The 26,263-nt window shown below is 47.3% G+C and carries 24 protein-coding genes; 12 read left to right on the forward strand and 12 right to left on the reverse strand.

Annotation, left to right across the window (positions count from 1 at the left end; all coding sequences use genetic code 11):
- Positions 1 to 76: 76 nt before the first annotated feature.
- The gene (locus tag Q1A23_RS16780; RefSeq protein WP_299825435.1) at positions 77 to 922 is read right to left on the reverse strand and encodes a hypothetical protein; all 846 of its coding nucleotides are present in this window, start codon (positions 920 to 922) and stop codon (positions 77 to 79) included.
- Positions 923 to 1,046: 124 nt separating this feature from the next.
- A complete protein-coding gene (locus tag Q1A23_RS16785) occupies positions 1,047 to 4,988 on the reverse strand; it encodes an AAA domain-containing protein (protein WP_299825437.1) in 3,942 nt (1,313 codons plus the stop codon).
- A gap of 134 nt (positions 4,989 to 5,122) precedes the next feature.
- Here Q1A23_RS16785 and Q1A23_RS16790 point away from each other — a divergent pair, with 134 nt between their 5' ends.
- The 4 genes from Q1A23_RS16790 to Q1A23_RS16805 all read left to right on the forward strand — a co-directional run bounded on the left by Q1A23_RS16790 (position 5,123) and on the right by Q1A23_RS16805 (position 8,509).
- Entirely contained in the window at positions 5,123 to 5,884 is a 762-nt protein-coding gene (locus Q1A23_RS16790) for a hypothetical protein (protein ID WP_299825439.1), read from the forward strand.
- A gap of 126 nt (positions 5,885 to 6,010) precedes the next feature.
- Positions 6,011 to 7,114: a prolyl oligopeptidase family serine peptidase gene (locus Q1A23_RS16795; RefSeq protein ID WP_299825442.1), complete on the forward strand. Its 1,104-nt coding sequence runs from the start codon at positions 6,011 to 6,013 to the stop codon at positions 7,112 to 7,114.
- Positions 7,054 to 7,590, forward strand: a complete 537-nt coding sequence (locus Q1A23_RS16800) for an NUDIX domain-containing protein (protein WP_299825444.1) — start codon at positions 7,054 to 7,056, stop codon at positions 7,588 to 7,590. Before Q1A23_RS16795 ends, Q1A23_RS16800 begins: the two co-directional genes overlap by 61 nt.
- An 85-nt stretch (positions 7,591 to 7,675) precedes the next feature.
- Positions 7,676 to 8,509: a class I SAM-dependent methyltransferase gene (locus Q1A23_RS16805; protein WP_299825447.1), complete on the forward strand. Its 834-nt coding sequence runs from the start codon at positions 7,676 to 7,678 to the stop codon at positions 8,507 to 8,509.
- Between the two features lie 231 nt (positions 8,510 to 8,740).
- Here Q1A23_RS16805 and Q1A23_RS16810 read toward each other — a convergent pair whose 3' ends face one another.
- The 5 genes from Q1A23_RS16810 to Q1A23_RS16830 form a co-directional block, all read right to left on the reverse strand.
- Positions 8,741 to 9,694 carry a helix-hairpin-helix domain-containing protein gene (locus Q1A23_RS16810; RefSeq protein ID WP_299825450.1) on the reverse strand — a complete coding sequence of 318 codons (954 nt, stop codon included), beginning with the start codon at positions 9,692 to 9,694 and terminating at the stop codon, positions 8,741 to 8,743.
- A gap of 3 nt (positions 9,695 to 9,697) precedes the next feature.
- A complete protein-coding gene (locus tag Q1A23_RS16815) occupies positions 9,698 to 9,859 on the reverse strand; it encodes a hypothetical protein (RefSeq protein WP_299825452.1) in 162 nt (53 codons plus the stop codon).
- A gap of 6 nt (positions 9,860 to 9,865) precedes the next feature.
- Positions 9,866 to 11,518 (reverse strand): sodium-dependent transporter, encoded by a 1,653-nt coding sequence (locus Q1A23_RS16820; RefSeq protein WP_299825455.1) that lies wholly within the window; start codon positions 11,516 to 11,518, stop codon positions 9,866 to 9,868.
- Between the two features lie 168 nt (positions 11,519 to 11,686).
- Positions 11,687 to 12,598 (reverse strand): SDR family oxidoreductase, encoded by a 912-nt coding sequence (locus Q1A23_RS16825; protein WP_299825458.1) that lies wholly within the window; start codon positions 12,596 to 12,598, stop codon positions 11,687 to 11,689.
- A 6-nt stretch (positions 12,599 to 12,604) separates the two neighbouring features.
- Complete coding sequence (locus Q1A23_RS16830; protein WP_299825460.1) at positions 12,605 to 13,249, reverse strand: peptidylprolyl isomerase; 645 nt, start codon at positions 13,247 to 13,249, stop codon at positions 12,605 to 12,607.
- Between the two features lie 275 nt (positions 13,250 to 13,524).
- On the opposite strand from Q1A23_RS16830, the gene Q1A23_RS16835 reads away from it, so the two are divergent.
- Complete coding sequence (locus Q1A23_RS16835) at positions 13,525 to 15,075, forward strand: alanine/glycine:cation symporter family protein (protein WP_299825463.1); 1,551 nt, start codon at positions 13,525 to 13,527, stop codon at positions 15,073 to 15,075.
- Between the two features lie 105 nt (positions 15,076 to 15,180).
- Here Q1A23_RS16835 and hemC read toward each other — a convergent pair whose 3' ends face one another.
- The 5 genes from hemC to Q1A23_RS16860 form a co-directional block, all read right to left on the reverse strand.
- Entirely contained in the window at positions 15,181 to 16,134 is a 954-nt protein-coding gene (gene hemC / locus Q1A23_RS16840; protein WP_299825630.1) for a hydroxymethylbilane synthase, read from the reverse strand.
- A gap of 113 nt (positions 16,135 to 16,247) precedes the next feature.
- On the reverse strand, positions 16,248 to 17,372 hold the full coding sequence (locus Q1A23_RS16845) for a DNA polymerase III subunit delta (protein WP_299825465.1): 1,125 nt from the start codon (positions 17,370 to 17,372) through the stop codon (positions 16,248 to 16,250).
- 62 nt (positions 17,373 to 17,434) lie between these two features.
- Positions 17,435 to 18,643 (reverse strand): GlmU family protein, encoded by a 1,209-nt coding sequence (locus Q1A23_RS16850; protein ID WP_299825467.1) that lies wholly within the window; start codon positions 18,641 to 18,643, stop codon positions 17,435 to 17,437.
- 72 nt (positions 18,644 to 18,715) lie between these two features.
- Positions 18,716 to 19,153: a hypothetical protein gene (locus Q1A23_RS16855; RefSeq protein ID WP_299825469.1), complete on the reverse strand. Its 438-nt coding sequence runs from the start codon at positions 19,151 to 19,153 to the stop codon at positions 18,716 to 18,718.
- Positions 19,154 to 19,294: 141 nt separating this feature from the next.
- The gene (locus Q1A23_RS16860) at positions 19,295 to 19,540 is read right to left on the reverse strand and encodes a type B 50S ribosomal protein L31 (RefSeq protein ID WP_073853987.1); all 246 of its coding nucleotides are present in this window, start codon (positions 19,538 to 19,540) and stop codon (positions 19,295 to 19,297) included.
- A 189-nt stretch (positions 19,541 to 19,729) separates the two neighbouring features.
- Here Q1A23_RS16860 and Q1A23_RS16865 point away from each other — a divergent pair, with 189 nt between their 5' ends.
- From Q1A23_RS16865 to secDF, 7 genes are all read left to right on the forward strand, one after another.
- Positions 19,730 to 20,245, forward strand: coding sequence for a phosphoribosyltransferase family protein (locus tag Q1A23_RS16865; RefSeq protein ID WP_299825473.1), 516 nt, complete (start codon positions 19,730 to 19,732; stop codon positions 20,243 to 20,245).
- Between the two features lie 23 nt (positions 20,246 to 20,268).
- Positions 20,269 to 20,556, forward strand: coding sequence for a hypothetical protein (locus tag Q1A23_RS16870; protein WP_299825476.1), 288 nt, complete (start codon positions 20,269 to 20,271; stop codon positions 20,554 to 20,556).
- 41 nt (positions 20,557 to 20,597) lie between these two features.
- Complete coding sequence (locus Q1A23_RS16875; protein WP_299825479.1) at positions 20,598 to 21,179, forward strand: non-canonical purine NTP diphosphatase; 582 nt, start codon at positions 20,598 to 20,600, stop codon at positions 21,177 to 21,179.
- Positions 21,180 to 21,254: 75 nt separating this feature from the next.
- Entirely contained in the window at positions 21,255 to 21,875 is a 621-nt protein-coding gene (udk, locus tag Q1A23_RS16880; RefSeq protein WP_299825482.1) for a uridine kinase, read from the forward strand.
- On the forward strand, positions 21,872 to 22,564 hold the full coding sequence (locus Q1A23_RS16885; RefSeq protein WP_299825485.1) for a TrkA family potassium uptake protein: 693 nt from the start codon (positions 21,872 to 21,874) through the stop codon (positions 22,562 to 22,564). The genes udk and Q1A23_RS16885 overlap by 4 nt, the downstream gene beginning before the upstream one ends.
- Positions 22,565 to 22,609: 45 nt before the next feature.
- Positions 22,610 to 22,984, forward strand: a complete 375-nt coding sequence (locus Q1A23_RS16890) for an RNA methyltransferase (RefSeq protein WP_299825488.1) — start codon at positions 22,610 to 22,612, stop codon at positions 22,982 to 22,984.
- Between the two features lie 172 nt (positions 22,985 to 23,156).
- Positions 23,157 to 26,138, forward strand: a complete 2,982-nt coding sequence (gene secDF, locus Q1A23_RS16895; RefSeq protein WP_299825491.1) for a protein translocase subunit SecDF — start codon at positions 23,157 to 23,159, stop codon at positions 26,136 to 26,138.
- Positions 26,139 to 26,263: the final 125 nt, after the last annotated feature.

Here is a 26,263-nt window from a genome sequence, read left to right on the forward strand (position 1 = left end):
GTATACCTTTAGTACGGCTTTTTAGCTATTCTTGATGATAAATTGACAGCTACAAGCCTTAAAAAAGATGAAACAGCTACTGGCCTAACGTCAGTTTAAATAGCTTGCCACCCTCATTTGTGAGCAGCAACTCGTGTTGCGAAGTATAAAGTATGGCCTCTGCCTGGCCGGTTCTGGCAAGCGGTATACAAAAGTGCCTGCCGCCAAGGTTTATACTTCCGTTCTGCACCTCAAACAAGTATAACTTACCATAGCCAAGTATGGCAAACTGATCTCCTGCCGGCGAGAGGGCTGCGGCTGTAGTCATGGCTTTTACCGGCAGTTGCTCCTGTAGCTGGGCCGTATAATTGCCCGGTGTGGCTGGCAAAGTATAAAGCTTCAGCTTTTTATGCCTGCCACGGCTCTTGGTAAAAAGGTACAGCGAGTCCTGGTGGTAAAAGAAAGCCTCCAGGTCAAAATGCAGGTTATCTTCGGCTGGCGGAAAAGCATTCTGGTCTTCAAACGCAAAGTTTATAGTGCCTGCTAACGTATAATTCTCCTTGTTGATTTTGTAGATGCGCAGGTCTTTGCGTTGGTTCGCGTTGTTGCCAAAGTCCCCGATGTAAAGATGATCTTCATCCTCTGCCAGATCTTCCCAGTCTCTGTTCTGTAGTTGTGGCAGCGGTACAGCATTCAACAACTCTCCCTTTTTGCTGATGTTGTAAAGTATGGCAGGATTGCCGCTATCAGGATGGGTCCAGAGGGTGCTGTCTGGGCCATGGGCCAGGCCGGAGCTTTCCTGTACTTGCTTGTCCATCTTACTTACCCGCTCCAGTTTATACTTGAAGTCAGGTTTCTCAAAACCATTATTGCGCCTGTCAGGGCCACAGCCACAGAAGCTGGTTTGCAAGTAGATGTAGAGGGTAAAAAGTTTGAGGAGCAAAGTCTTAAATATTAGAGAGCTTAGAAGTTAAAAAGTTGTTTAAAGTTACAGAAATTATAAATTCTATCGCCATTCAGAATAGGTAAAGCCTCCGGTGCTGCCATTGCTGCTACAGCGGTGATCATCAACATTGTAACAACTTAACTCCCAAACCATCTAACGTCGCCTCCGGATTCTCCCAATACTGCCTGCTGTATACTTTAACGTAGGGCCAATGGCGCTGCTTTAGAAGTTGCGGCACATCAGCGTGCAGGTGGCGCACCGCATGTTGGCTGTAAAATAAGTCATCGTCGGTGAACACTACAGCTTTGTAGGTATTGTTTTCTACCATTGTTAAATCGGCAAAAGGCACTTCGGGTTGTAAGTATGGCAGTTGTGCAGCCAACCTCTCTTTAAGCAAAGGCACGTGCGTTGGTATATGCTCTTTTTTAGGCTGATACCGGAAATACCGCCTGCTAACCTGCTGTGCATAGTGCAGGTAATCTTTCAGTAGCTTTGGCCCCGGGTGCAGCGTGTTCTCTACTAGCAACTGCTCTGCCCGGATGCTGCTCACCACCAGCACCTGCTGCCGTGCACGGGTAATGGCTACGTTAAGGCGGTTTTCGCCGCCTGCCTGGTTCAGGCTGCCAAACTGCATGTTCAGTTTGCCTTTTGCATCGGGCGCGTAACCCACCGAAAGTATAATTACCTCCTTCTCGTCGCCTTGTATGTTCTCAATGTTTTTTACTAAAACAGAGGCCGGTATAGCTATACTTTGCTGCGCGGCTTTCTCCTCCAGCAGGTCCTGCACCAGCATTTGTTGGTTATAGTTAAAGGTAATCACCCCGATTTCCTCCTGACCTGCCTTTAGCTGCTCCAGCACCAGTTCTACCACTTTCTCTGCTTCGGGTAGGTTCTGGTTGTCCTGCCACAGCCCGTGTACTTTTACAAACTGTATGGCTGGTTGCCTGTCGTTCAGGTCGTGCAGTTCCGGTATCAGTTCCAGTTTGTGGCGGTAAAAGTAGCGGTTCGAGAACTCAATCAGCTCCGGATAACGGCTGCGGTAATGCTGCGTAAGCATCGTCTGAGGCAAGTATAAACCGCAAAGCTGCAACAAGGATTCTGCAAACAACTCTTCAACTTCCTCCTCCTCAGAGGTGCTCCAGCGGGCACGGTATAAGTCGGACGGTTTTAGCTGCTGCTGATCGCCAGCCACTACTACTTGTTTGCCACGCAGCATGGCCGGTATACCTGTTTCGGCATAACATTGCGAGGCTTCATCAAAAATAACCAGGTCAAAACAAGCCTCCAGCGGAAACACCGCCGACACCGTTTCCTGCGAAGCCAGCCAGCAGGGCATCAGATCTAATATCTCTGCAGCGAACATAGAGAACAGCTTGCGCAGCGGGTACAGGCTGCGCTTTTTGCTTACCTGCGCATGCAGTCTGCGGTAGGTAACAGGGTTGCCGAGGCGGTTAAGCTCGATGTTCTTGTAGGTTTGTTCCCGCAAGCGCGACAGCACAATTTCCTGGCTCAGCTGCTGCTTTTCCTGCAATAGCCGCTGCAGGTCTTCCTCCAGTTTGGTGAGGCCTCCGTTGCTGGGCAGGCGCAGCTCCGGGTGCTGGCTTTCGAGGTGGTGCAGCCAGGCAAGGTACAAACTGTTCAGGAACAGCTTCTCCCCTTCCTCTCCGGATTTTATACTTTCGCTTAAGAGCAGTTTAGCCACTTCACGCTCTGCCTGCGTCAGGTCTTCTTTTAACGCATCAAAAGCCACCAGTTCCTCAAAGTATAAAGGCAACGCCTGTAGCAATTCATCAGCAAAATCCTTCTCCCGCAAAAGCCTTTCTACCTGGTGCTCCGTCAGCCATTGCAGCCAGTTTTTCTGCGCCTCGTCCAGCTGCAGTATAGTTTGTTTCAGCTCCTGCAGGTGCTCGGGTAAGTTTACCGTTTTCAGCAGTTTTTCGTGCAGCACTTTATTATGGTGCAGTTTATTTAGTTGCTGATGTGCCTCCAGGGCCTGCTCTACTACCGCCAACTGTTGCAGCACAGGTGTTGCGTTATCCTCAACGGTTAAGTTATACTTTATACTTTGGTTAATGGCCTGCATCAGCGTTTCGGCCTGCTGCCTTAGCGCCAGCCTGCGCTGCAGTTCGCTTACACCGGCTGCATCCAGCTCTAGTTTATACTTTGCCAGCGCCTGTTTCAGCGTGTTCTTATCTTTAGAGAATTGCCAGCTTATACTTTTAAACAGGTTGCCCTGCTGCTCCTCATACTTTGCAATAGCAGCTTTTACTTTCTCAACATCAGCCGCAGGAATGGCAGCATCCGGAGCAGGGCCAACGGAATATAATTTTTTCAGTTCCTGCACCTGCTTTGTTAGTTCTTTTATACTTACAGGCTTTTGCAGCAGCACCTCCACCACCTCGTGCACCCCATTTTGCAATAACCATTGGTGTACATGGTTTATACTTTCGAGGATGTTTGGTGGCAGCGCGTTCAGCTCCAGATCAAATCCACTTTGCTCGTTTATACTTTGCTGTAGCGCATCGTACTCTTCCTGCACCGCTTTTATACTTTGCTCGAGTTGCTGCCGCTGCGGCCAGCTGTAGCCTTTCATACTTCGCCGGTCGCGCCACACAAAACCGGGTGCCTCAAACCTGACAGCCTGCTCTAGGTATTGCCTTAGCCTTGGTAAAAAAGCGACTACTGTATCAGCCGAAAAATTCTTGTAGAAGTTATCTAGATTTATGTGTGGTTGCTGCAGGCTGCTGAGCAAGTATAATTCTTTAGCCGACCAGCCGCATACGCTGGTATCAAACAGGGCTTTTTTAAAACTCTCGAGCTGCTCTGTGCTTTTGTTGATGCCGCGGCTAACTTCCAGAAAGGCCCTGTCGGTGTAGATGCTGTTGAGTGCCAGGTTCTGTTTTTTATACTCGTCGAGTTGGTCTACCTGGTGCAGCAACTGGCTAAAAATGGCTTTGCGATCGGTGTTGATATCGTGCACCAGGCCGGCAAAAATGCTTAAACCCTGCTGCGACAAACGCTGATGCACCACATCCAGAGCGGCTCTTTTCTGGCTCACGACCAGCACCTTTTTGCCCCGCGCTGTAAAATCCGACACTAGGTTACAGATAAGTTGAGACTTGCCTGTGCCCGGCGGCCCCTGCACCACCAAAGATTTGCCTTGCTTTACCGCCTGCAGCGCGGCCTCCTGCGAGGCATCTATGGCAAAGGCTGTAAAGGTTTGCTGTGCAGGCGCTTGTGTGTTTATACTTTCGAAAGGTGTGGCAAACAGGTCTTCCATCTGCTGCAGGTCCTCGCGCTCCAGCAGTACGTCGTAATCATTAAGTAGATAGGAACCCGTCTGCGGAAAAATACCGATCACGGCCTCCGGCTCCAGGTGTAGTTGCCCGTCTTTCAGGTGCGTTTCGTAGTCTGCTTTTTTATAGTCGCGGAACGCTTTAAGCTTATCACCAAACAACTCACGACCTGCATTTATACTTAGCTGGCTCTCTTTCAGCAGTTCGTATACTTTGGTTTTAAACTCCAGCGGATGCTGCGGCAGCGTGCTCAGGTCCAGTTCGGTAAGATCTTCGGCAAGCGGTGTGCCCATGTAGTGCGCGTAAGCCAGCAAAAAGCTTTGGTTAAACTGCGGCTGCTGCGATGTATCCGGCACCAATTCCCACTCCTGCGCCGCATTAACCTGTAATGCCACCGGGAAGAACAGCAAAGGGCAACGAACCGGCGTACCATCCGAGAATTTACCGTGCACAAAGGGCCAGCCCAGGTATAACTCCCGGCTGCCGCGCTCTTCAAAAATCATATCGGCTTTGCGCTTGATGTAACGCAACTTTCGGCTGGCATGTGTAACCGGGGCGTAACGGCTGTCGGCGTACGGGCTTAGTGTTATTTTCTTTTTACCGGAAAGCAGTTTATTCAGTACCTCAAAGGCCGGCTCGCTGTTTAAAAAATCAAGCGCCTCCACATCTACGTGCAGCTCCTGGTACAGGCGCAACAGCAACAGCGCACGGTTTCCGGTGCCCAGGTTCAGTAGTCTGCGTCGGTAGTTTTTGAGGATGTTTTTCATATTGCCTTTCCCGTAAACGAAGAATCGCCTGCGGTAGTCTTAGCGCATTAGCAAGTTACAAGTAAAAGGACTGAGTTGGAAGTGGAAGTATAAACATCGCTGGTTACATTTGCAGCAGATACATTCCGTCTTTCATGATCGCTGCCATAGCTACTTCTATCATTTTCCTGCTGATACAGGTTTTCCTGCGGCACAAGCAAAAGCCAGTTGCAAATTATGATACCTTACTAGCGGTTAACGAGTGGAAGTATAAATCGCTTGAGATCTTCTCTTTGATTCCGCTTTTCTTTTTTATTGGCAGTATCAATTACATCGTTTACCTGCTTGGCAACGATGTTCAGCAGCTGGTAACGAAAGGTAACAGCTCAGACTTCAGCATTTTCCCCTCTGAGAATTTCTGGCTGATGATCGGGCTGTTTTTTGGCTTTGGCTTGGTTATTACTCCCATGGAGGCAATTTATACCTTGATCCTGAGAGAAGAATACTCCGCTTACCTGGAGTACACCAACCGCAAGCACGGCTACGACGGCCTTAAACTGCTGCGCCCTGCTTGCAGGATGCTGGTACTAACCGGATTTATACTTTCATGTCTTGGGCTGAATTGGTATGTACAGCTCAAAAACGACACGATCACTTTTAACGATTTTTTCCAGCTTCAGCCAAATACTTATAAGGCAGGAGATGTGGTAACTATAAACCACTTCAGTCAGATCAGCAATAAAGAAGGTGAGCTGGAAGACCGGCCGCACTATAAAGTTGTTTTCTCGGATGGCAGAGAGTGGAATACTGACAAGAACATGATTGGCGGCAGCTACGAAACCTATACAGCTATGGTAGAGCATTTAAGTATACAATCTGGTAAGGAGGTAAAATACCAGGACTCTGAAGCAAATTAATTTTGCGGCTGCTATAACTTAACAGCTGAAGATTATACGTATTCGATTGCAACTTTTTCGTCCTTTGCAAGTTCATTAGTAAACTACCAAAGCAGAGCCTCCTCCTCTTTAGTCATACATAAACCGATGATCCGATCACTCCTGAAGCGCTACACCTACCTGCTACCGGCTCTGCTGGTGCTGCTCACCCTCTTCTCCTCTTGCCGCAAAGAAAGACAGGAGAAGGATGTAAAGCGCATGAACGAGTACTCCACCTCTAAAAAATACCCTTCTAAATTTGCCGATGAAAGCTTGGACAGGTGGAAGCAGCAGGTACCAGACATACAGGATGTAAAAATAAAATCTACTGCCGATGGCACTATGCAGCCTGCTTTGTTTTACACATCAAACACGATAGGCAAAAGGCCGCTGCTTGTTATGCTGCACAGCTGGAGCAGCGAGTACCTGCAGTTGGTAAGTGTTCCGTTCGCGAAGTGGGCTATTAAGTATGACTGGGCATTTATACACCCAAATTACCGGGGTAAATTTGATAACCCGGAGGCAATGGCCTCTGACCTGGCTATACAGGATATTGTAGATGCTGTAAACTACGCTAAGCAAAATGCTGAAATAGATGAATCGCGCATTTACATCATGGGCTCTTCCGGTGGCGCTATGACAGCCCTGGTAGCCGCAGGAAAGCACCCTGAAATATGGGCAGGCGTAGTGGCTTGGGTTCCGGTTTACGATCTGGTAGATTGGTATGCCTTTAGCCAGAATTACCCGCACCGCGATTACAACCGCCATGTAGTAGCAGCCTGTGGCGGCGAACCTTTGCCCGGAACACCGGCTGCCGAAGAATGTAAGCGCCGAAGCCCCAGCATGTACCTGCCTAATGCCAAGGGAGTACCTGTGTTCCTGGCAGGCGGCACCGAAGATGTGCTGGTTCCGGTAAGCCACACCATCCGGGCATTTAATGTACTAGCCGCCCCGGCAGATACTATCTCAAAAGAGCATATGGATTACCTTGACCAGGAGCAGCAACTGCCAGAAGAGTTAGCCAGTACATCAGCAGAGTTTAAATATTTTGGCGGCTCCGACCCTGAAGTTGTGTTTGCACGGCAGTCCGGAGACGTGCGGCTGGTGTTGTTTAAAGGTGTGCACGATATGGCCTATAACCCCGGCCTGCTGTGGCTGAACGAGCAACGAAAGAAAAGTACAGCTCCGGCAACTGGCACCGCAAAAAACTAAAGCAGATGGAGCCAGATGCACCAAAACCTAAATTGCCTGTAGTAGATCAGGTTTCTTCGGGTGGCGTGACATTACGCAAGAGAGATGCTGGAGTAGAGGTGGCACTCATTTCTGTTGGCAAACCGGCAAGGTGGCAACTACCCAAAGGCATCGTAGACCCCGGCGAGACACCTGAAATAACGGCCCTCCGTGAAGTTGAGGAAGAGGCTGGTATCAAAACAGAACTACTGCAGAAGCTGGATACTATTGAATACTGGTACGTGGGTAATAAAGGGCAGCAGCGGGTACGCTTTCATAAGTTCGTGCATTTCTTTTTACTGGCTTATATTTCCGGCGATATTGGCAGGCACGATTGGGAAGTAAATGAGGCACGATGGGTTGAGATGAAAGAGGCAGAGCAGCTGCTAGCCTTCAAAAGCGAAAAGCAAATGGTGGCAAAAGCCTCGGCAATAATTGCAGCCCTAAATAAAGCTTAGCTCTCCTTTTTAAAGCTTAAACAAACATTGCTGCTAGGGCCTAACAAAACGTATACTTTAATTATCGGATTACGCTTACAATATTATGACAGAAACAGAATCATCTGAAGAAAAATACCTGCACGGATATTCCAAAGAAGAGCAGCAGCGCTTGTACAAGCAGGCCCGCTTTATGGAAAATAAGATTTACTCTGATATTGATTTTTCTACGGTTACGAACCTGCTCGAAGTAGGCTGTGGTGTGGGTGCACAAAGCGAGGTTCTGCTGCGCCGTTTCCCGCACATACACCTCACCGGCCTCGACTACTCCGAAAAGCAGATAAAGCAGGCGGAAAGTTACCTCTCCACTATCCCCTACGCCACGAACCGTTATACTTTGCTGCAGGGCAACGCCATGGACATGAACTTTGACTCGCAGACGCAGTTTGACGGAGCTTTTCTGTGCTGGGTGCTGGAGCATATCCCGGAGCCGGCGCGTGTGCTGTCGGAGGTGCGGCGTGTGTTAAAGCCGGGCAGCCCAGTTGTGATAACTGAAGTACTAAACTCCAGCTTTTTTGTAGAGCCTTACTCGCCCAGCGTACTGCAGTACTGGATGCGCTTTAATGATTTGCAGTATGATATGAGCGGCGACCCATTCGTAGGCGCTAAGCTCGGCAACCTGCTGCAGTCGGTGGGATACAAACGCATTACCACAGAACCAAAAACCTACCACCTCGACAACCGCAATCCAGCCAAACGTGCTGAAATGATCGGCTTCTGGACAGAACTGCTCTTGAGCGGATTGCCACAACTACTGGAAGCTGGCTATGTAGACGAAGATCTTGCCGATAAGGTGCGGGAGGAAATGCGCATCGTAGCAAAAAGCCCTAATGCAGTATTCTTCTATACATTTATGCAGGCGAAGGCTTATACTTCGTGAAGGTAAATTTAATGGCGTAAATGCCGCAGGTTTGCGTCAGCGCAACCTGTGGCTTAGCTTTAAGCCAGTTTGTAACTGGCGTAATTTTCATATCTATAATTTCGCCAGTTACAAACTGGCTATCATGCATAACCACCAGTTACCGCTGCGCTCAAACTGGCGGTATTTCTTAGCTGTTCATTCATCCTACCAAGCTGTGAACATTCTCGCCTATGTCATGATCTAAAACCACTACACCTCCAGGTACGGCCTCAACTTCTCAAACTGCTCTTGGGTAATAATCTTGATGTTCCTGATTTCCTCTAGCTGCTGGTAAGCCCCGTGCTGCTCCCGGTAAGCCACAATCAGGCGGGCCATGTTTGAGGTAACATAAGGGTGCGCGCGCAGTTCATCAGCCGAAGCTTTATTGATATTCAGCTTTTGCGGCGTGTTGGCCTTAGGAACAAAAGTATACTTCTCCAGGCTATCCACGACATTAGGTGGTAAACCAAACACCTCCCGTACCTGTGCCATACTATGAAAACCGCCGAGGCTGTTCCTATACTTTAAAATACGGGCAGATAGCTTGCTGCCAATACCTCTGATCTGCTTTAGCTGCGTAGTATCAGCGGTGTTGATGTTGAAGGGTGCAAGTATAAACCGTTCGCGCGGAGGGCGGTTGTTGCTCCAATCAGGGTAAGGTGTTGGACGGGAGTTACCAGCATATTTTTGATTGTTTCCATACTTGCTTGGCCTGTCTACAGGCAATTGAATGTATGGGTACAGCTGCTGAAAAACAGAATCCGGGAAGCCGTATATTTTACCAAGTTCTGCTTTATAGGTAAAGTCGCCAACCTTTTTGCGGTAATTAAGGATGCGCTGCGCCATGTAGGTGGGCATGCCCAGCTGCTGCCAGCCCTCTGCGGTTAGCTGGTTTGGGTTGAACGGCTGTAACTGATCCGGCACATTATACTGCTGCTTGCGTTGCGGCCTCTCCGGCTGTTTTGCCTCCAGCTGCGCCACCAGGCTGTCGAGCAGTTGCCTGTCAGATGCGGAGTTTATACTTTGCTCCGGAGTATACAACTTACTAAAAAGAAATGGTGCTGCCGTAAGCAGCACCATTAAGGTTATCAGCCACAGAAACCCGTTTACCTCGCGCTGCGAAAAGCCAAAGTATCGCCGGATTAAGTGTCTGAGTTTATTCATTCTTTATCGTAAAGTTTCCTGACGGCCTGGCTCGTCATCATTATCCAGGTACGAATCTGGCTCAGGTTTTGGCGGTGTTTTTATTACTCTCCAGAAGAAGTATAACATCAAACCGGTTACTGTGCCCAAAGTCAGCAGCATGACAACAATTGCAGATGTATTCATAGTTTCTTAAATTCTACCTTCTCTAACTCTTTTTTTATAGGCGATATACACCAGCAACGCCAAGCTTAGCCACACAGCTACTAACAGTATACGCGAAGCATTCACAAAGAACAGGGTATCCTGTAGTTGCTCTATTACGGCTGGATCTGTGGCAGCAGCTAGTTTTGCCTTAAGGTCGCTGTTGGCAATTTTCTTGATGATGGAGCTGTTATCAAGTTCCCAGTTGCCGCTGAAAGCTGCAGCCCAATCGCCACCTTTTGGTGTAAACAACGAGCCCAGGAATACCCATAGCAATAGCGCAGGGGTGACAAACTTGATGATGAATTTGTAGATACCCGGTACTTTGATATCAGAACCAGAGATAATCTCTCTCCAGCCTTTGTTGATGCCAAACACCCAGGCAAAAAGTATAGACTCGAGCAAGGCAAACACTACCAGCGATACTGTACCAGCCCAATAGTCGTACTCATCAAACACACCGTAGTTAAAGAACAACACGGTTGGCATACCCAAAATCAGAACGATCAAACCAAAAGACCAGGCAGCAGATTTGCGTTTCCAGTTAAACTCGTCCTGCAGGAAGCCAATCCAAGGGGTACCCATAGCCAGCGACGAAGTTATACCTGCAAAGAATAGTAAGCCAAACCACATAAATCCGGCAAGTGCACCCAGGAAGTCGCCCCACTGGTAGAACAAGTATGGCAACGTTCGGAAACCAAGGCCAAGGCCACCGCTTTGCACCAGCTCTGTTACTCTGTCAATACCTAAGTAGCCAATAGAGATAGGAATAAGTATAGCACCACCCAGCACAACTTCCACAAACTCGTTCATCCAACCAGCAGACATAGCGTTAAGGGCGATATCGTCTTTTGAGCGCACATAGGATGCATAGCAATGCACAGTACCCATACCTACTGATAAGGTAAAGAAGATCTGTCCGGCGGCAGCCAACCAAACCGATGGCGACCACAGCTTATCATACTGCGGCGTCCAGAGGAAGTTTAAGCCTACGGTACTGTCGTTGATCGCACCGTTTTCGCCGGCTGTAATTGTAAAGCCTTTATAAGCCAAGAAGATACCAAATAAAATCAGCAATGGCATACCGATCTTCGCAACACGCTCCACCCCTTTTGCAAGGCCCTGAGAAAGAATCCAGGTGTTAAGCAACAAGCAGATCAGGAAGAATACAACTGGCTCGAAAGGAATGCCAAATGTAGATTCGCCGAGGCTAACATACTCTACAAAGAATGCTGCCACGCCATCCTGGTCCATGCCACTAAATGTACCACCCAGCGAGTGGAACACGTAAGAAAGCGTCCAGGACTCGAGGTAGCAATAGTAGGCGGCAACGGCAATGTTCGTCCAGATACCAAAAACCCCGATATATTTCCAGAGGCGGTTTTTACCCATGGTATCCACGATAAACGGAGTAGAGTGGTGCCCGAATTTACCACCGAAGCGGCCCATAGACCACTCGATCCATAGAAGCGGAATACCCATTACCAGGAAGCAGACCAAGTAAGGGATAATGAAGGCGCCACCACCGTTCTGCACTGCCTGCACCGGAAACCTAAGAAAGTTGCCGAGACCAACAGCATTACCGGCCATAGCCAGAATGAGACCCACACGTGAGCCCCACGATTCTTTGTTAGCACTCATAAATTAAGGTAGAAGTGTTTAGATTAGTTTAGTTTGGGTTAATTGCGTTATAGCTTAGTTTGTTTTAAACTGAAATTTAAAGAAACAATTTTAACATTGCCTAACAGATACGCATTAAAAATCAGATATTTTTAATATTGACAAATGCGCTGGTAGCTTTGGCCTGTTTTAAAGTATGCGCTCTGCCTGTTCGGCTACCATACGTATGCCCTCCATGAAACTGCGAGGCTGGTATCCAAGGTCTTTTTGTGCTTTGCTGATGTCGAAGCCTGTGCGTGCCGGGCGCTTGGCCGGCTGAGAGAATGTAGAAGCATCTGCTTTGTCTATCAGAGACTTATCCAGCGTAAAGTATTCTGCTACTTGCATGGCCATAGCATAGGGTGTAAGCATTTCGTTGCCAGAGATGTTGTAAATGCCTTCTGCGTCGTGCTCAACAGCCAACCAGCATCCCATGGCAAGGTCTTCGGCTAAGGTTGGCGTCCTGAACTGGTCATCAACCACCTTTATTACCTTACCGGCCTGCAAACTATCGCGTACCCACAGCACAATGTTAGTGCGCCCGTAATTATGAGCAACGCCAAAAACGAGTACCGTGCGCAGTATGGCCCATTTGCAGTTCGCTTTTTTAACAAGCTCTTCTGCCATCAACTTTGTTTCGCCGTAAAAATTTACCGGCTTTGCTTCTGCTTCCTCGTCGTAAGGGCCATTTTCGCCATCAAAAATAAAGTCAGTAGACAGATGCACAAGATGCACGTTATACTTCTCGCAGGCATTTACCAGGTACTGCACCGCATTACGGTTTTGCTCTAAAGCGCCCTCATGGTCATCTTCGCACTGGTCCACGTTTGTCATGGCGGCAGTATGGATGATGTGCGTTGGCTTAAACTCACCAACCACCTGCTCCACCTGCTCCGGGTTGGTTACATCCATACTTCTGAACGGCAGCGTTGGCAGCACCTCTGCCAGCTTGTTTTCTCCGCGGCTTGTAGCCAGTAACGTCACATTTGTTGTTGGCAAGAGTAGCTCGGCCAGTTTCTGCCCTAGCAGGCCGTTTGCTCCTGTAATAAGTATTCTTTTCATTGTGCGTTATTTCTTCAGCGACTGCGTGTTATAATCGTAGTTATACTTTTTGGCTATTTTTTTCTTTTTTACCTCTTCTACTTTTACCTTCATTTTGATGTCTGACAACGGTCTGTCGCGGCCACCTTTGGGCACTTCGGCAATTTTATCAATTACATCCAGCCCATCTACTACCTGCCCGTAAACAGTATACACCTCGTCGAGCATCGGGGTACCGTCGTGGTTCTCCACAATGTAAAACTGCGAGCCGCTGGAGGCACGCTCCGGGTTTACGTTATCACCCATTCGGGCAGCAGCCACGGCACCTCTTACATGCTTGTGCTTCGGGTTTATCTCAGCAGGAATTGTATAGCCGGGGTTACCAGACCCATCGTTGTTCGGGTTATCGTCTTTTGTGTTCGGGTCGCCGCCCTGTATCATAAACCCGTCTATTACTCTATGAAAGGTAGTGCCATCGTAATAGCCTTCTTTGGCCAGTTTCAGGAAGTTCTCGCGGTGCCTAGGGGTATCCTCAAACAATACCAGCTTTATCTCTCCCTGCGGTGTCTCTATGGTCACCAATTGGTCTTTACCCTTTACCTTCTGGCCCATTACTGCCATTGGCAATAGTGCAAAGCCAGTTACCAACACCAGGTCTTTCAGCAGTTTCATACTTGTCAATTATCGGTTTATACTTTGATTTTGGAATTGCCTATACTTTGCAGGCTCTCAAATTTAAACCTTTTTAGGTCTTATTTATACTTTCACAGCTATTTATGGCAGCGTAGCCTTGCCTGCCCGCCATATCCTTTACCAAATGCCCTATACTTTGTATTGCATTATTAGAACTAGTTTCTGCACCCTCAGATGCTATTGAAGTGTAAATTTCATATTCCCCTACAAAAATGTTATATTCACAAACTGACTAATCAACATAAAACTTATAAATGAAAAGAACACTCCTCACAGCAGGGCTCTGTTCGGCATCGGTTAGCAGTCTTTTGGCACAAGCGCCTAAGGCTTCTGTAGATGACCAAATAGATGCCGCTGTTGGTCCTGCAGCGCAATTTATCTCCGATATTATCTTTTATGAACTTCCCCTTAACGATACCATAGGCATTCCGCTTATACTTATCTGGCTATTGGCTGGGGCTGCTTTTTTTACTGTATACCTGGGTTTTGTAAATGTGCGCGGCTTTAAATATGCCCTTGATATTGTGCGCGGCAAGTATAACCAGAAAGACGCCCCCGGCGAAGTGTCCCATTTTCAGGCACTAACTGCAGCCGTATCTGGTACTGTTGGTTTGGGTAACATTGCAGGTGTTGCCATTGCTATCTCTCTTGGCGGCCCCGGAGCCACTTTCTGGATGATCATAGCGGGCCTGCTTGGTATGTCTTCTAAATTTGTATCGTGTACGCTTGGTGTTAAGTACAGAGATGTGCACGCTGACGGTACTGTATCGGGTGGGCCAATGCACTACCTGAACAAAGGCCTGAACGAACGCGGTATGGGCGGCTTAGGCAAGTTTCTGGCTGCTTTTTTTGCTGTAATGTGCATTGGTGGCGCCATAGGTGCTGGCAACATGTTCCAGATAAACCAGGCAACCCAGCAGTTTATAGCAGTTACCGGTGGCCAAGAGGGCTCTTTCTTCGGGGGCGGCAATGCCTGGATCTTTGGGCTGATAATGGCTGTGCTGGTGGGCCTGGTTATAATTGGCGGCATGAAAAGCATTGCCAAGGTTACCGAGAAGGTGGTACCAATTATGTGTGGCATTTACATAGTGGCAGCCTTAATCGTTCTGGCGGTTAACTACTCGCAAATACCAACTGCTTTTGTGGCTATTTTCGAGGGTGCTTTTTCTGGTACTGCTATCACGGGCGGCATTGTAGGCGTAATGATACAAGGTTTGCGCCGTGGCGTGTTCTCTAACGAAGCCGGTATTGGATCAGCCTCTATTGCGCACTCTGCCGTTAAAACAAGTGTGCCTGTAACCGAAGGCTTTGTTGCTTCCCTGGAGCCCTTTATAGACACCGTGATTGTGTGCACCATGACGGCCCTGGTAATTGTAGTAACCGGCGCTTACAACCTGGATACAGGCGATGGCATTGCCCTTACCTCTACTGCCTTTTCAACTGTTATCAGTTGGTTTCCGATGGTTTTGGCAGCAGCAGTTATCTTGTTTGCTTTCTCTACCATGATCACCTGGTCATACTATGGCTTAAAATCCTGGACTTACCTTTTCGGTAACACCAGAATCTCTGATATCTCTTTTAAAGTGCTTTTTTGTGCTTTTGTTATTCTAGGTGCACCCATACAGTTAAACAGCGTTGTTGCTTTCTCTGATGCCATGCTGTTTGCCATGAGTATACCGAATATGGTTGGTTTATACTTGCTGGCCCCTGTGGTAAAACAGGAGATGCAGGCGTTCTTGGTCTATGCCCGCTCAAGCAAAAGGCAACCGCTTACAGAAGAGGCTGTAGAAGCAGCACAGGTTTAACCTGTACGGCAAGGTTGTTCTTACAGAAAGCTCTGATAAACTGACAAGGCCCGCTCATACTTAGTATGAGCGGGCCTTGTCAGTTTATACTTTAAAAGTATACTTCTAAATCTCGCTGCGTTCGCGTTTTATACTTGTTAGTATTTCTTCGCCACCGTTAGTTAGCGTGCTGTTGGCAAGCTTCTCTCCCAGCCTCTCTGCTGCCTCTTGTGTGTCTGTCATGGTTTGCTGCAGCAGCGTTTTGCCATCCAGGCTTACAATACCGCCATTTATACTTACCCCTGTAGCAGTTAAAGTAGCCAGCGCAAAAGACGGAATGCTGCAACCGCCCTCCATTGTTCTCAGGAAAGCGCGCTCAGCCAACAGGCAAACATGGGTTTCAGCGTGATCTAAAGCACTTTTTATCGCTGCCTTTAAGCCGGGCTCTAAATCTTTAGCACATTCAATGGCCACACTTCCCTGGCCAGCTGCCGGCACAAACTCATCTTCCGGGAAAGTATGCACTATCAGGTTATCATAACCCATACGGTACACACCGGCATAAGCCAGCATGAGTGCATCAAACTGTTTTTCTTCCAGCTTGCGCAAACGCGTTTGCAGGTTCCCTCTCGATTCTGCGGTAGTTACATTGGGGTAGTGCTTTTTCAGAAGCGCCTTGCGTCTTGTGGATGATGTTCCAATCACGACGTTACTATCGCGCTCCAGCTTAAAATTTGGGTCGAAGCTAAGTATAACATCATTCACTTTTTCGCGCTCCATAAAGGCCACCAGTTCCAAATCGTCAGGTATACTAGACTGCACATCTTTAGCACTATGCACGGCTATGTCTATATTTCCTTCACGCAGGCTAACTTCCAGCTCCTCCGTAAAAACGCCTTTAGAGCCAATTTTGTCAAGAGAGCGATCCAACACCTGGTCGCCTTTGGTGCTGATGATAACAAGCTCTGTTTGCAAACCAGCTGCCTGCAGTTTTTCCGCGGCGTGTTCTGCCTGCCACAAAGCCAGCTTGCTGCCGCGCGTACCTATGCGTATTACTTTATCTTTACTATCGTTTTGCATCATTTCCTTCTCTCAAGTATGCTTGTGTTTGATGAGCTGCAATACTTTGTTTTAGCCAAAACAGGGTTTAGCCATGGCCTGGCCAACTGCCAAAAGTATAGCGCTGCAAAAATTTAATTTCCTCTTAAATAACCGGCTATTTGTATAGAGCTATCTACAAAAACCATTTTTGGGTTTGCGTTACGCTCAATATGGTAATGCGCCTGGTTTAGCTCTTCGGCCAGTTGTCCGGCATTGTCACCAGTAATCAGTTTCGAGAATTTCTGCACAAAATCCAGCTCTGCTGGTGGCAGGTAGGTTACTAAGCCCGCATCAATGCCATACAACATTACTTTCCGGAACAAGTTAAGCGCATAAAGCAAAAAGTTCTTCTGGTTTTCGCGGCCCAGCGTCTGAAACTTATCACTCATGTCCACCATCTCGCCAAACTTATAACTATAGCAGTTACGCATCCAATCGGTAAAGAAGCTAAAATAATCGCTGCTGATCTCGGAGGTAAGTTTGCCTGCTACATTCAGATTGCCTTCGGCAAGTTGTGCTACCTGGTGCGCCACATCCGGGTTTGTATTGTATTGTTCCTGCAGGTATTGCACCACCTCCTGCTCAGTAAACTGGCGTACCTGCATAATTTGCGTACGCGAGGTTATAGTTGCCAAAAGTTTTTCCGCTGCCTGGGCCACTAGCAAGAACAGCGTTTTGGCAGGGGGCTCCTCCAGCAGCTTTAGTAGTGCATTGGCCGCAGTAGGGTGCATTAACTCCGGCAGCCACACCACAACAATTTTGTAGTCACCTTCAAACGCCTTCAGCGACACCAGCTTCACCAGTTGGCGGCTTTCTTCTTTTGAGATGTTACCCTGTTTGTTTTCTGCGCCAATGTGCTGCATCCAGTCGTTAAGGCCCTGGTAGGGGTTTGCCAAAACAAACTCGCGCCACTCGTTCATAAACCGGCTGCTCAGGGCATCTTTACTAACCGATTTGGTTGTAGTAACCGGCATCACGAAGTTAAAGTCCGGGTGTACCAGCTTGTTCATTTTCGCGCAGCTGCCACATGTTCCACATGAATCATTGGCCTGTTTAGCTTCGCAGTTAACGTAAGTTGCATAAGCCAGCGCCAAGGCAAGGTTGGCGCTTCCCTCCTGCCCCAGAAACAGCTGCGCATGCGCCACATGGTTTTGCTGCACAGATTTCAGCAACATTGCCTTCGCCTCCTGATGCCCTATTATTTCTGAAAACTGCACTTATTTATATTATTTTGATTATTGGATGGTTAAATGCTGTACTGGATGGACAATTTACTCATTTATACTTTCCTGTCCCAAACCCTGTACTGTTGTGTCTCATCGAACACCTGCTGCAGTATGGCTTTATCTTCGTCAGTAAACTTTATACTTCGGCGCTCCATTACTTTCTCGGCTACCTCGTAGGCTTTGCGAATGGAAAAAGTCTCGAACCCAGCCGATCCGCCCCAGCTAAACGAAGGTATGAAATTACGCGGAAACCCTGGCCCGAAAATGTTCGCACTTACGCCTACAACGGTGCCTGTATTAAACATCGTGTTAATGCCGCACTTGCTGTGGTCGCCCATGATGAGGCCACAGAACTGCTGCCCGGTATTTTTAAAACCGCCTTTAGCGTAGTTCCATATCTTTACCTCAGCATAATTATTCTTAAGGTTAGATGTGTTGGTATCAGCGCCAATATTGCACCACTCACCCAGCACAGAATTACCTAAATATCCTTCATGCCCTTTGTTTGTATAACCAAAGATAACAGATGCAGCCACCTCGCCGCCTACTTTACAGAATGGGCCAATACTCACATCGCCGCGCATTTTACCGCCCACATTCACGTTGCTGCCCTCACCTAAGGCAAATGGCCCTTTAATGATGGCCCCCTCGTGCACTTGCGCATTTTTACCGATATAGATCGGCCCGTTCTCGGCGTTCAGGATTGCTGCTTTTATAGAGACACCTTCTTCAATAAAGATATTTTCCTCGCCATACACCATCGTGTATTTATCATTAATTGGCTGGCTTGTACGTTCAGCTGTAATCACTTTATAGTCGTTGCGTATCTGCTGCCCGTTCTGCAGAAAAATATCCCACAAATCCCGGATCATGTGGCACTCTACAGCGCAGTCCTGCCTTGATGAAGAGGATGTCTCTATAATATCAGCAATGCTATGCACCTGCAGGTTGTCGCCGTTAAAAGCAAGCAGCGTATCGCCAAAGTACAGGGCTTCGCCAAGCTTTAGCTTTTTAATCTCCTCCAGCATTGGCGTGCTTGGAAGCAGCGCCCCATTTACATAAATGTTTTCGTGAGTTTGCCGCAAAGTATACTTCTCCTGCAGGTATGGCTCCGTCATAAAAGAAACGGTTGCACCTGCATACTGCTCCCATTTTTCGCTGATGGTAAGTATCCCTACCCTGATTTCAGAAACAGGCCTGGTAAAAGTCAATGGCAAAAGGTTCTGCCTGATTACAGGGTCACAAAAGAGAATTATATTCATAAGGACAAAAATAAAAAAAAGTCTTCCCGGATTTTACGAGAAGACTAAGTTTATTACTGCTAATCTTTTTCTCTAGTAAATTATTAACTGCACTTTCTTCTCCTGCAAGTCAGAAGGCAGCGTTTCGCTTTTCCCGAACGAAGATTGCATTACCGTATACCCGCTGCCGATAAATATATTTTCTTTCTTATCCTGAACGGCAGGTACTGTTTTTGTTAGCTGCAGTTTTTTTCCCCGTACCGGTATGTCTTTTAGCGCGCTGGTAAATGATGTATCAAATACTACCGTTTCTTCCTTTGTCAGTTTATTTACCCGCCTGATTAACAGTTCGACCAGCACCTGCTCATCGCCGTACCTGCTGTACGAAAAGTCCTGGTTTCCAAAAATTTCAAAAACTACAGATTTATCAACAGGTACTGCTTCGGGCAATACTTCTTCAGTTGTGTCACAGGCGGCGCAAAACAGTAACAGCGCTAATACAGCAAAAAAGTTAGTAATGGCTACTTTCATAGTATAGATTTTAAGGAATATCTTAATATAGCTTTTTGCTATACATAAACCAAGCCAAAACCCGATGAGCTTAAAGCAAAAAGGCCTTCCCGTATTGTACGGGAAGGCCTTTTCTGAAACGTTTTAACCGGTTAAAACCGCTTATTTTTTCTTGTAACGGGTGTTGAATTTCTCAACACGGCCAGCAGTATCAACGAAGATATTTTTACCAGTATAGAAAGGGTGAGAAGCAGAAGATACTTCCACTTTGATTACTGGATACTCTTTACCGTCTTCCATCGTAATAGTTTCGTCAGAAGTCATAGTGGAACGAGTGATAAATTTGAAATCACTTGTCATATCCTGAAAAACCACCTGTCTGTACTCTGGGTGAATGCCTTTTTTCATTATTTATAAACGTTAATTAACCTTAATTTCTGAATCGGACTGCAAATTTAATAAGATTTTTGTAAAGTAAGATGCTATTCACCAAAATATTTTACAAGTTGCCTAAATGCTGCTACTGAAGCGATTATCTTGTTACATTTGCCTTAACCGGCTTTGTATACCGAACATAAACCTATACAGCTACACCCCATGACACCGCAAACGCACCACCAAAATATGATTCTTGACAAAGGCCAGATAGAGCAGAAGATTATACGCATGGCTTACGAGATTTATGAGCAGAACTTTGAGGAGCAGGAACTCGTGCTGGCAGGCATTTACCAAAACGGTTATACATTGGCCGAAAAACTGGCGCTGCAATTAGAGGCCATCTCGCCCATTAAAGTACAGCTGCTGCAGGTTAATTTAAACAAAACAGCTCCTCTGGAAGCCCCGGTTATACTTACTCCTGCTGCTATTAACTTAAGCGAAAAAGTGGTGGTGCTGGTAGATGATGTGCTGAACACAGGCAAAACGCTGGCTTATACGTTGAACTCTTTTTTACCGAAAAATCCAAAAAAGATAGAAATTGCCACCCTTGTAGACAGGCACCACCCGCTTTACCCGATGGCAGCTACCTATACCGGCTACTCGCTGGCCACAACCCTGCGCGAGCGCGTGGAAGTGGTGTTGGAAGAAAATGAGGTAGCAGCCTATTTACTATAAATTAAACAACTAAGTAAGAATTGATGAACGACAAGGAACAGGCATTTATAAGTGCATGGCAGAAATACCATGAAAAGGGCAAGGCAGTATACTTAGCTGGGTATGCTTTGGTTTATGCTGCAATCACAGCCATCATCACTTTGCTGTTCAGGTGGGGCGACGCTCCCATTCAGGACCTGCTGCTTACGAAGGAATTCCTGACAAGGCTTGTTTTGTTTATGCTGATAGGTTTGATCTTCGCCCACTTTAAGTGGAAAACCAACGAAAACAGGTACAACGAAATTAAGAATAACTCCGGGCAACGCCGCTAAGCTGCTGCCTGTAAACTTTAAGCCATTAAAACGCCCTACCCATGAAAAAGATCTGCTTCGCCACCAACAACAAACACAAGATAGCGGAAGTAAGCCAGATGCTGGCAGGCAAGTATAAACTGGTAAGCCTGGAGGAGATTGGCTGCAGCGAAGAACTGCCCGAAGACCACGACACCATGGAGGCAAACTCGAGGCAAAAGGCGCAGCACGTATGGCAAAAGTATAACATCAGCTGTTTTGCAGATGATAGCGGCCTGGAAGTGGATGCCCTGCAAGGTGCACCCGGAGTATACTCTGCACGCTACGCAGGTCCGCAACGCTCAGACAGCGACAACATAAACCTGCTGCTACAAAACCTGGAGGGCAATGCCAACAGAAAAGCTAATTTCAGGACCAGCATTACCCTTATACTTGATGGCCAGGAACACCAGTTTGAGGGAACCGTAGACGGAAGTATAACAAAAGCATGGAAAGGCGACAAAGGCTTTGGTTATGACCCCGTTTTTGTGCCAGAAGGATATACCCAGACATTTGCAGAAATGTCGCCTGAGGCGAAAAACGCCATCAGCCACCGTGGCCGGGCAGTCAGAAAATTGGTCGATTTCCTGAAAACTCAGGGATAATTGTAAATTAATGCCCAGGTATGTGGTCTTGTTCTGCTAATGTCTTAATTTTGTATCCTGAAACTAAAGCTTCCAATGCAAAAGCCATTTATTGTCGGGATTACGGGAGGTAGTGCTTCAGGAAAAACAACTTTTTTGAACAAGCTACTCACTTCGTTCTCACCGGAAGATGTTTGCCTGATCTCGCAGGACAACTATTACAAAGACAGGGAACATCAAACCAAAGATCCAAACGGAGTCGTTAACTTCGACCTCCCGTCCTGTATCGATGACGAAGCCTACGCTGCAGACATCTTAAAAGTAAGCCAGGGCGAGACTGTTTACCGCAAAGAATATACCTTTAACAACCCAAATGTTGTAGCCAGGCAACTCGAGTTCAGGCCTGCTCCGATTGTGGTGGTGGAGGGCATCTTCGTGTTTTACTTTGAGGAGGTGGCCAAGCTGCTGGACCTGAAAGTATACATCGATGCAAAAGAGTACATTAAATTGCAACGGCGCATTGTTCGTGATAAAGTGGAGCGCGGTTACGACCTGGACGACGTACTTTACCGCTACACACACCACGTAGCCCCCACATACGAGAAGTACATCAAACCATATAAGAACGATGCAGACATCATCATCCCGAACAACGCCAACTTTGAGCGCGGACTTGATGTGCTGACCACCTTCTTAAACGCTAAAACGAAAGCATGAGAAGCAAATTTGCGGTAATAGGCCTGGGTATTTTCGGTAACTCGATTGCCCGTACGCTGGCAGAACGGGGAGCTGAGGTAATCGCCATCGACTACAACGAAGACCACGTTGAAGCAATTAAAGACGAGGTTGCCTACGCCGTAGCTCTGGATGCAACTGATATTCGTGCCCTCGAAGCCCAGAATATACAGGACATGGACGCCGTAGTAGTTGCCATCGGCGAGGACTTTGAGGCCTTGCTGATCACAACCGCCAATTTGCAGGAGCTCAACATTAAGCGTGTTATTACCCGTGCCTCTAACAAGCAGCAGCGCCGCATTCTCGAGAAAATGGGTGTGCAGGAAATACTTTCACCAGAGGGTGAGGTTGGTAAAACAGTAGCAGAACGCTTGCTGCAGCCAAACATCCGCACGTTCCTGCCGTTGCCCGATAACTACGAGATCGTAGAGATAAACGCCCCACGCAACATTGCTAACCGCAGCCTTGCCAAAATATCGCTCCGCGAGAAGTATAACCTTAACCTGATCACCATAAAGCGCTTTTTTGAGGAGATACAGGATGGCAAACCAACGCAAGTAGAGCACATTATTGGTGTACCAAAAGCTGATACCATTATTTATCCTTCTGATATCCTGATCCTTATAGGAAAAAAGAACGATGTAAAACGATTTATTGACATTAACCGCTAAGTATTTCTGTTTTTTACAGAAAAGATTTTACATTTGTGGTTATACATGCCAAAAGCCAAGAACATACCAAGTCATTTTAAGCATCTCCTGATGACGCTTACCCTGTTATGGGCACTTATGCTCAATGGGCAGGAAGTGGTGGCTTACACTTTTGCGGCAGATGGCATGCCACAGCAAGCCGACTCCAGGCTTACTGACGCGCAGAAAAAGGAACACAAAACAGTTGTTAAGCAGAAAGTATCTTTAGAGGCCACCACCTCTTTTGTTGCCCTTGACCTGCAGCAGGCCGTAAAGCCATTACAGCAACCAGCTTTTGCAAACCCAACCGATCTTCTTTTACCCGCTTATACTACCATCCCTCCCAGCGTTGGTTTATTGGCACAAATATTCCCGATTACCATTCAGCCCAACGCTCCCTGAGCGAGGCTTATACTCCTATCCTTCTATTTTTCAGCGGCTTTTTGTTTGGTTAAAAACCAGATAATCAAGCCCCTCCGGAACAACTAAGCTTTTTTGACGGTTGATTTAAAGTGGCTTTCTCCGGAAGTTGATATTGTATTTATAATTCACTTATACTTTCACTAATTAAACAATGCGTAACAAATCGTTCATCATCGTATTAACGGTAATTGTATCGGCTGTCTGCCTTTACTTCTTATCGTTTTCGTTTGTTGCCAACCGCATCCAGAGCAAAGCCGAGGCTTATGCCACAGATGCTCAAGGCAATGTAGATATGGCTAAGCAGCAAACATACTTAGACTCTATCTGGAAAGAAGAAGTATTCTTGGGCATGACCTACCAGGAAGTTAAAGAAAACGAACTTGGTCTTGGCCTTGACCTTAGAGGCGGTATGCACGTGGTACTTGAGGTATCTCCAATCGAGATCATCAAGTCTATGTCTGGCAACAGCAAAGACCCTAACTTCCTGAAGGCCCTTGAGCGTGCACAGCAGCTACAGCGCAACAGCCAGGAAAGCTTTACGACCCTTTTTGGGCAGGCTTACCGCGAAGTAGAGCCAGACGGACGCCTTAGCCGTATTTTCTCTAACACCGCCAACCGTGGCAAAATCAGCTACGAATCTTCTAACGATGAGGTGATCGAGGTGATCGAGACTGAAGTTGAAGATGCGATTGACCGCTCTTTTAATATCCTGCGTACTCGTATCGATAAATTTGGCGTTAACCAGCCAAACATCCAGCGCTTGAAGGGAACTGGCCGTATCCAGATTGAATTACCGGGTGTAGACAACCCTGACCGTGTGCGTAAGCTATTGTCAGGTATGGCTAACCTTGAGTTCTGGGAAGTATGGACTCCGCAGGAATTTGGCCCATACTTTGTGCAGCTTGGCACGTACCTAGATAAGCAGCAGCAAACAGGCAAACTAAATACTGGTACTGCCGCTACTACTCAAAAAGATGCGCTTTCTGCTGCAGCAACTGCCGGCGACACGACACAAGATGTATTAGCACAGGCTGCTGCCGGCGATTCAGCTGCTTTAGCAACTGCTACTACCCCAGACACCAACGCAACCGCACTTGATACGACTGCACAGCAAGGTAGCGTTTTGGCTACTTTATTTACGCAAATGCCTGGTGGCCTAGGTGCTAATGTACGCGATACTGCCCGAATCAACGAAATCTTCAGCCGCCCGGAAGTACGTGCTATGTTCCCTCCAAACATGAAGTTCTTATGGTCTGTTAAGCCGATCACAGGCGACAACCGTCAGGAGTTTGTGGAGTTCTATGCAATTAAAAAAGGCCGTGATGGCAAGGCTCCTATGGGTGGCGATGCTATCAACGATGCCCGTCAGGATTTTGACCAGCAGGGTCGTCCTGAGATTACCATGACAATGAACGCAACCGGCTCTAAGAAGTGGGCTCGCCTTACAGGTGAGAACGTTGGCCGCCAGGTAGCCATTGTACTTGACAACTATGTATACTCTGCTCCTGTAGTACAGGGCGAAATCACAGGCGGTAACTCTTCTATCTCAGGTAACTTCACCATTGAGGAGGCGCAAGACTTAGCCAACATCCTGAAAGCAGGTAAAATGCCGGCTCCGACACGTATCGTAGAAGAGGCAGTTGTTGGTCCGTCGCTTGGTAAAGAAGCCATCAACCAAGGTCTGATTTCTACATTGGCTGGTTTGGTAGTTGTGATTATCTTCATGATTGCCTACTATGCACGCGGTGGTTTCATCGCTGACCTTGCCCTTGTGTTTAACGTGTTCTTTATACTTGGCATACTTGCCCAGTTTAATGCTGCACTTACCCTGCCTGGTATCGCCGGTATCGTACTTACATTAGGTATGGCCGTGGATGCGAACGTACTGATATTTGAGCGTATGCGCGAAGAGTCTCTGAAGGGGCTTAGCATGCGTGAGATCATCAACAAAGGCTACGACAAGGCGTTCAGCACGATCTTGGATGCGAACGTTACTACCTTCCTGGTAGGTTTTATACTTTACTTCTTCGGTTCTGGTCCGGTAAAAGGCTTCGCCATCACCCTGATGATCGGTATCGTAACGTCTTTCTTCACGTCAGTATTTATCTCAAGATTGCTTGTTGAGCGTACTTTCAAGAAAGCCGGTAAGCTATCGTTCTCTTCTTCGCTGGCAGACAAAATGTTCCGCAACGTGAAGTTTGATGTAATGAAGTTCAGAAAAGGTGCTTACGCATTCTCTCTTGCTGTGATTGCATTCGGTTTTATTGCCATGTACATCAACGGTGGCCCTAACCTGGGTGTAGACTTCAAAGGTGGCCGTTCTTATGTAGTAGAGTTCGACCAGGCTGTTCCTGCATCTGAAATTCGTGAGTCGTTGGTTGGAAACTTCCAGGGTGCCGGTACCGAGGTGAAGACCTTCGGCGCATCTAACCGTGTGAAGGTAATTACCAGCTGGTTAGCCGACGATGAAAGCATTGAGGCAGATACAAAAGTAAGAACTGCGCTGGAAGAAGGACTTGCAGCATACAGCAACCTGACTCCGGAAGTACTAAGCACATCTAAAGTTGGTGCCACTATGGCCGACGATATTCAGAACACGGCCCTTATCGCTGTACTTCTGGCGCTGGTAGGCATCTTCCTTTATGTGATGATTCGTTTCAGAAAGTGGCAGTTCAGTTTGGGTGGTGTTGTGGCCTTGCTACACGATGCCCTGATGATCATTGCCGTGTTCTCTATACTTGACCTGTTCGGTATCTCTTATGAAATGGACCAGGTGTTTATCGCAGCGGTATTAACGATTATCGGTTTCTCTATCAACGATACCGTGGTAATCTTTGACCGTGTTCGTGAGTACATGAACGATAATCCACGTGCAGCTATCAGAGACATTGTTAACCCTGCACTTATCAGCACATTCAGCCGTACCATCATCACTTCCCTGACATTGTTCATGGTGGTTGTGATCCTGTTCATCTTCGGTGGCGAAGTTCTTCGTGGCTTCTCATTGGCTATGATCATCGGTGTGTTGTTCGGTACTTATTCTTCCCTGTTCATCGCTACGCCAATTGTAGTGGATACTATAAAGGATGAGAAGCAAACCCCGGTTGCAACACAACAAGCTACCAGAGTTTAAGTATAAACTCAAATTATACAGGAAAGCCCGGGGCAAACGCTCTGGGCTTTTTTTATACCGATGATTAAGCATTACCCGACTGTAGATTGATGGGTAATAGATTGATTTAGCAGACTTCTTAGCAA

Source organism: uncultured Pontibacter sp., assembly GCF_947492645.1.
Taxonomy (GTDB): domain Bacteria; phylum Bacteroidota; class Bacteroidia; order Cytophagales; family Hymenobacteraceae; genus Pontibacter.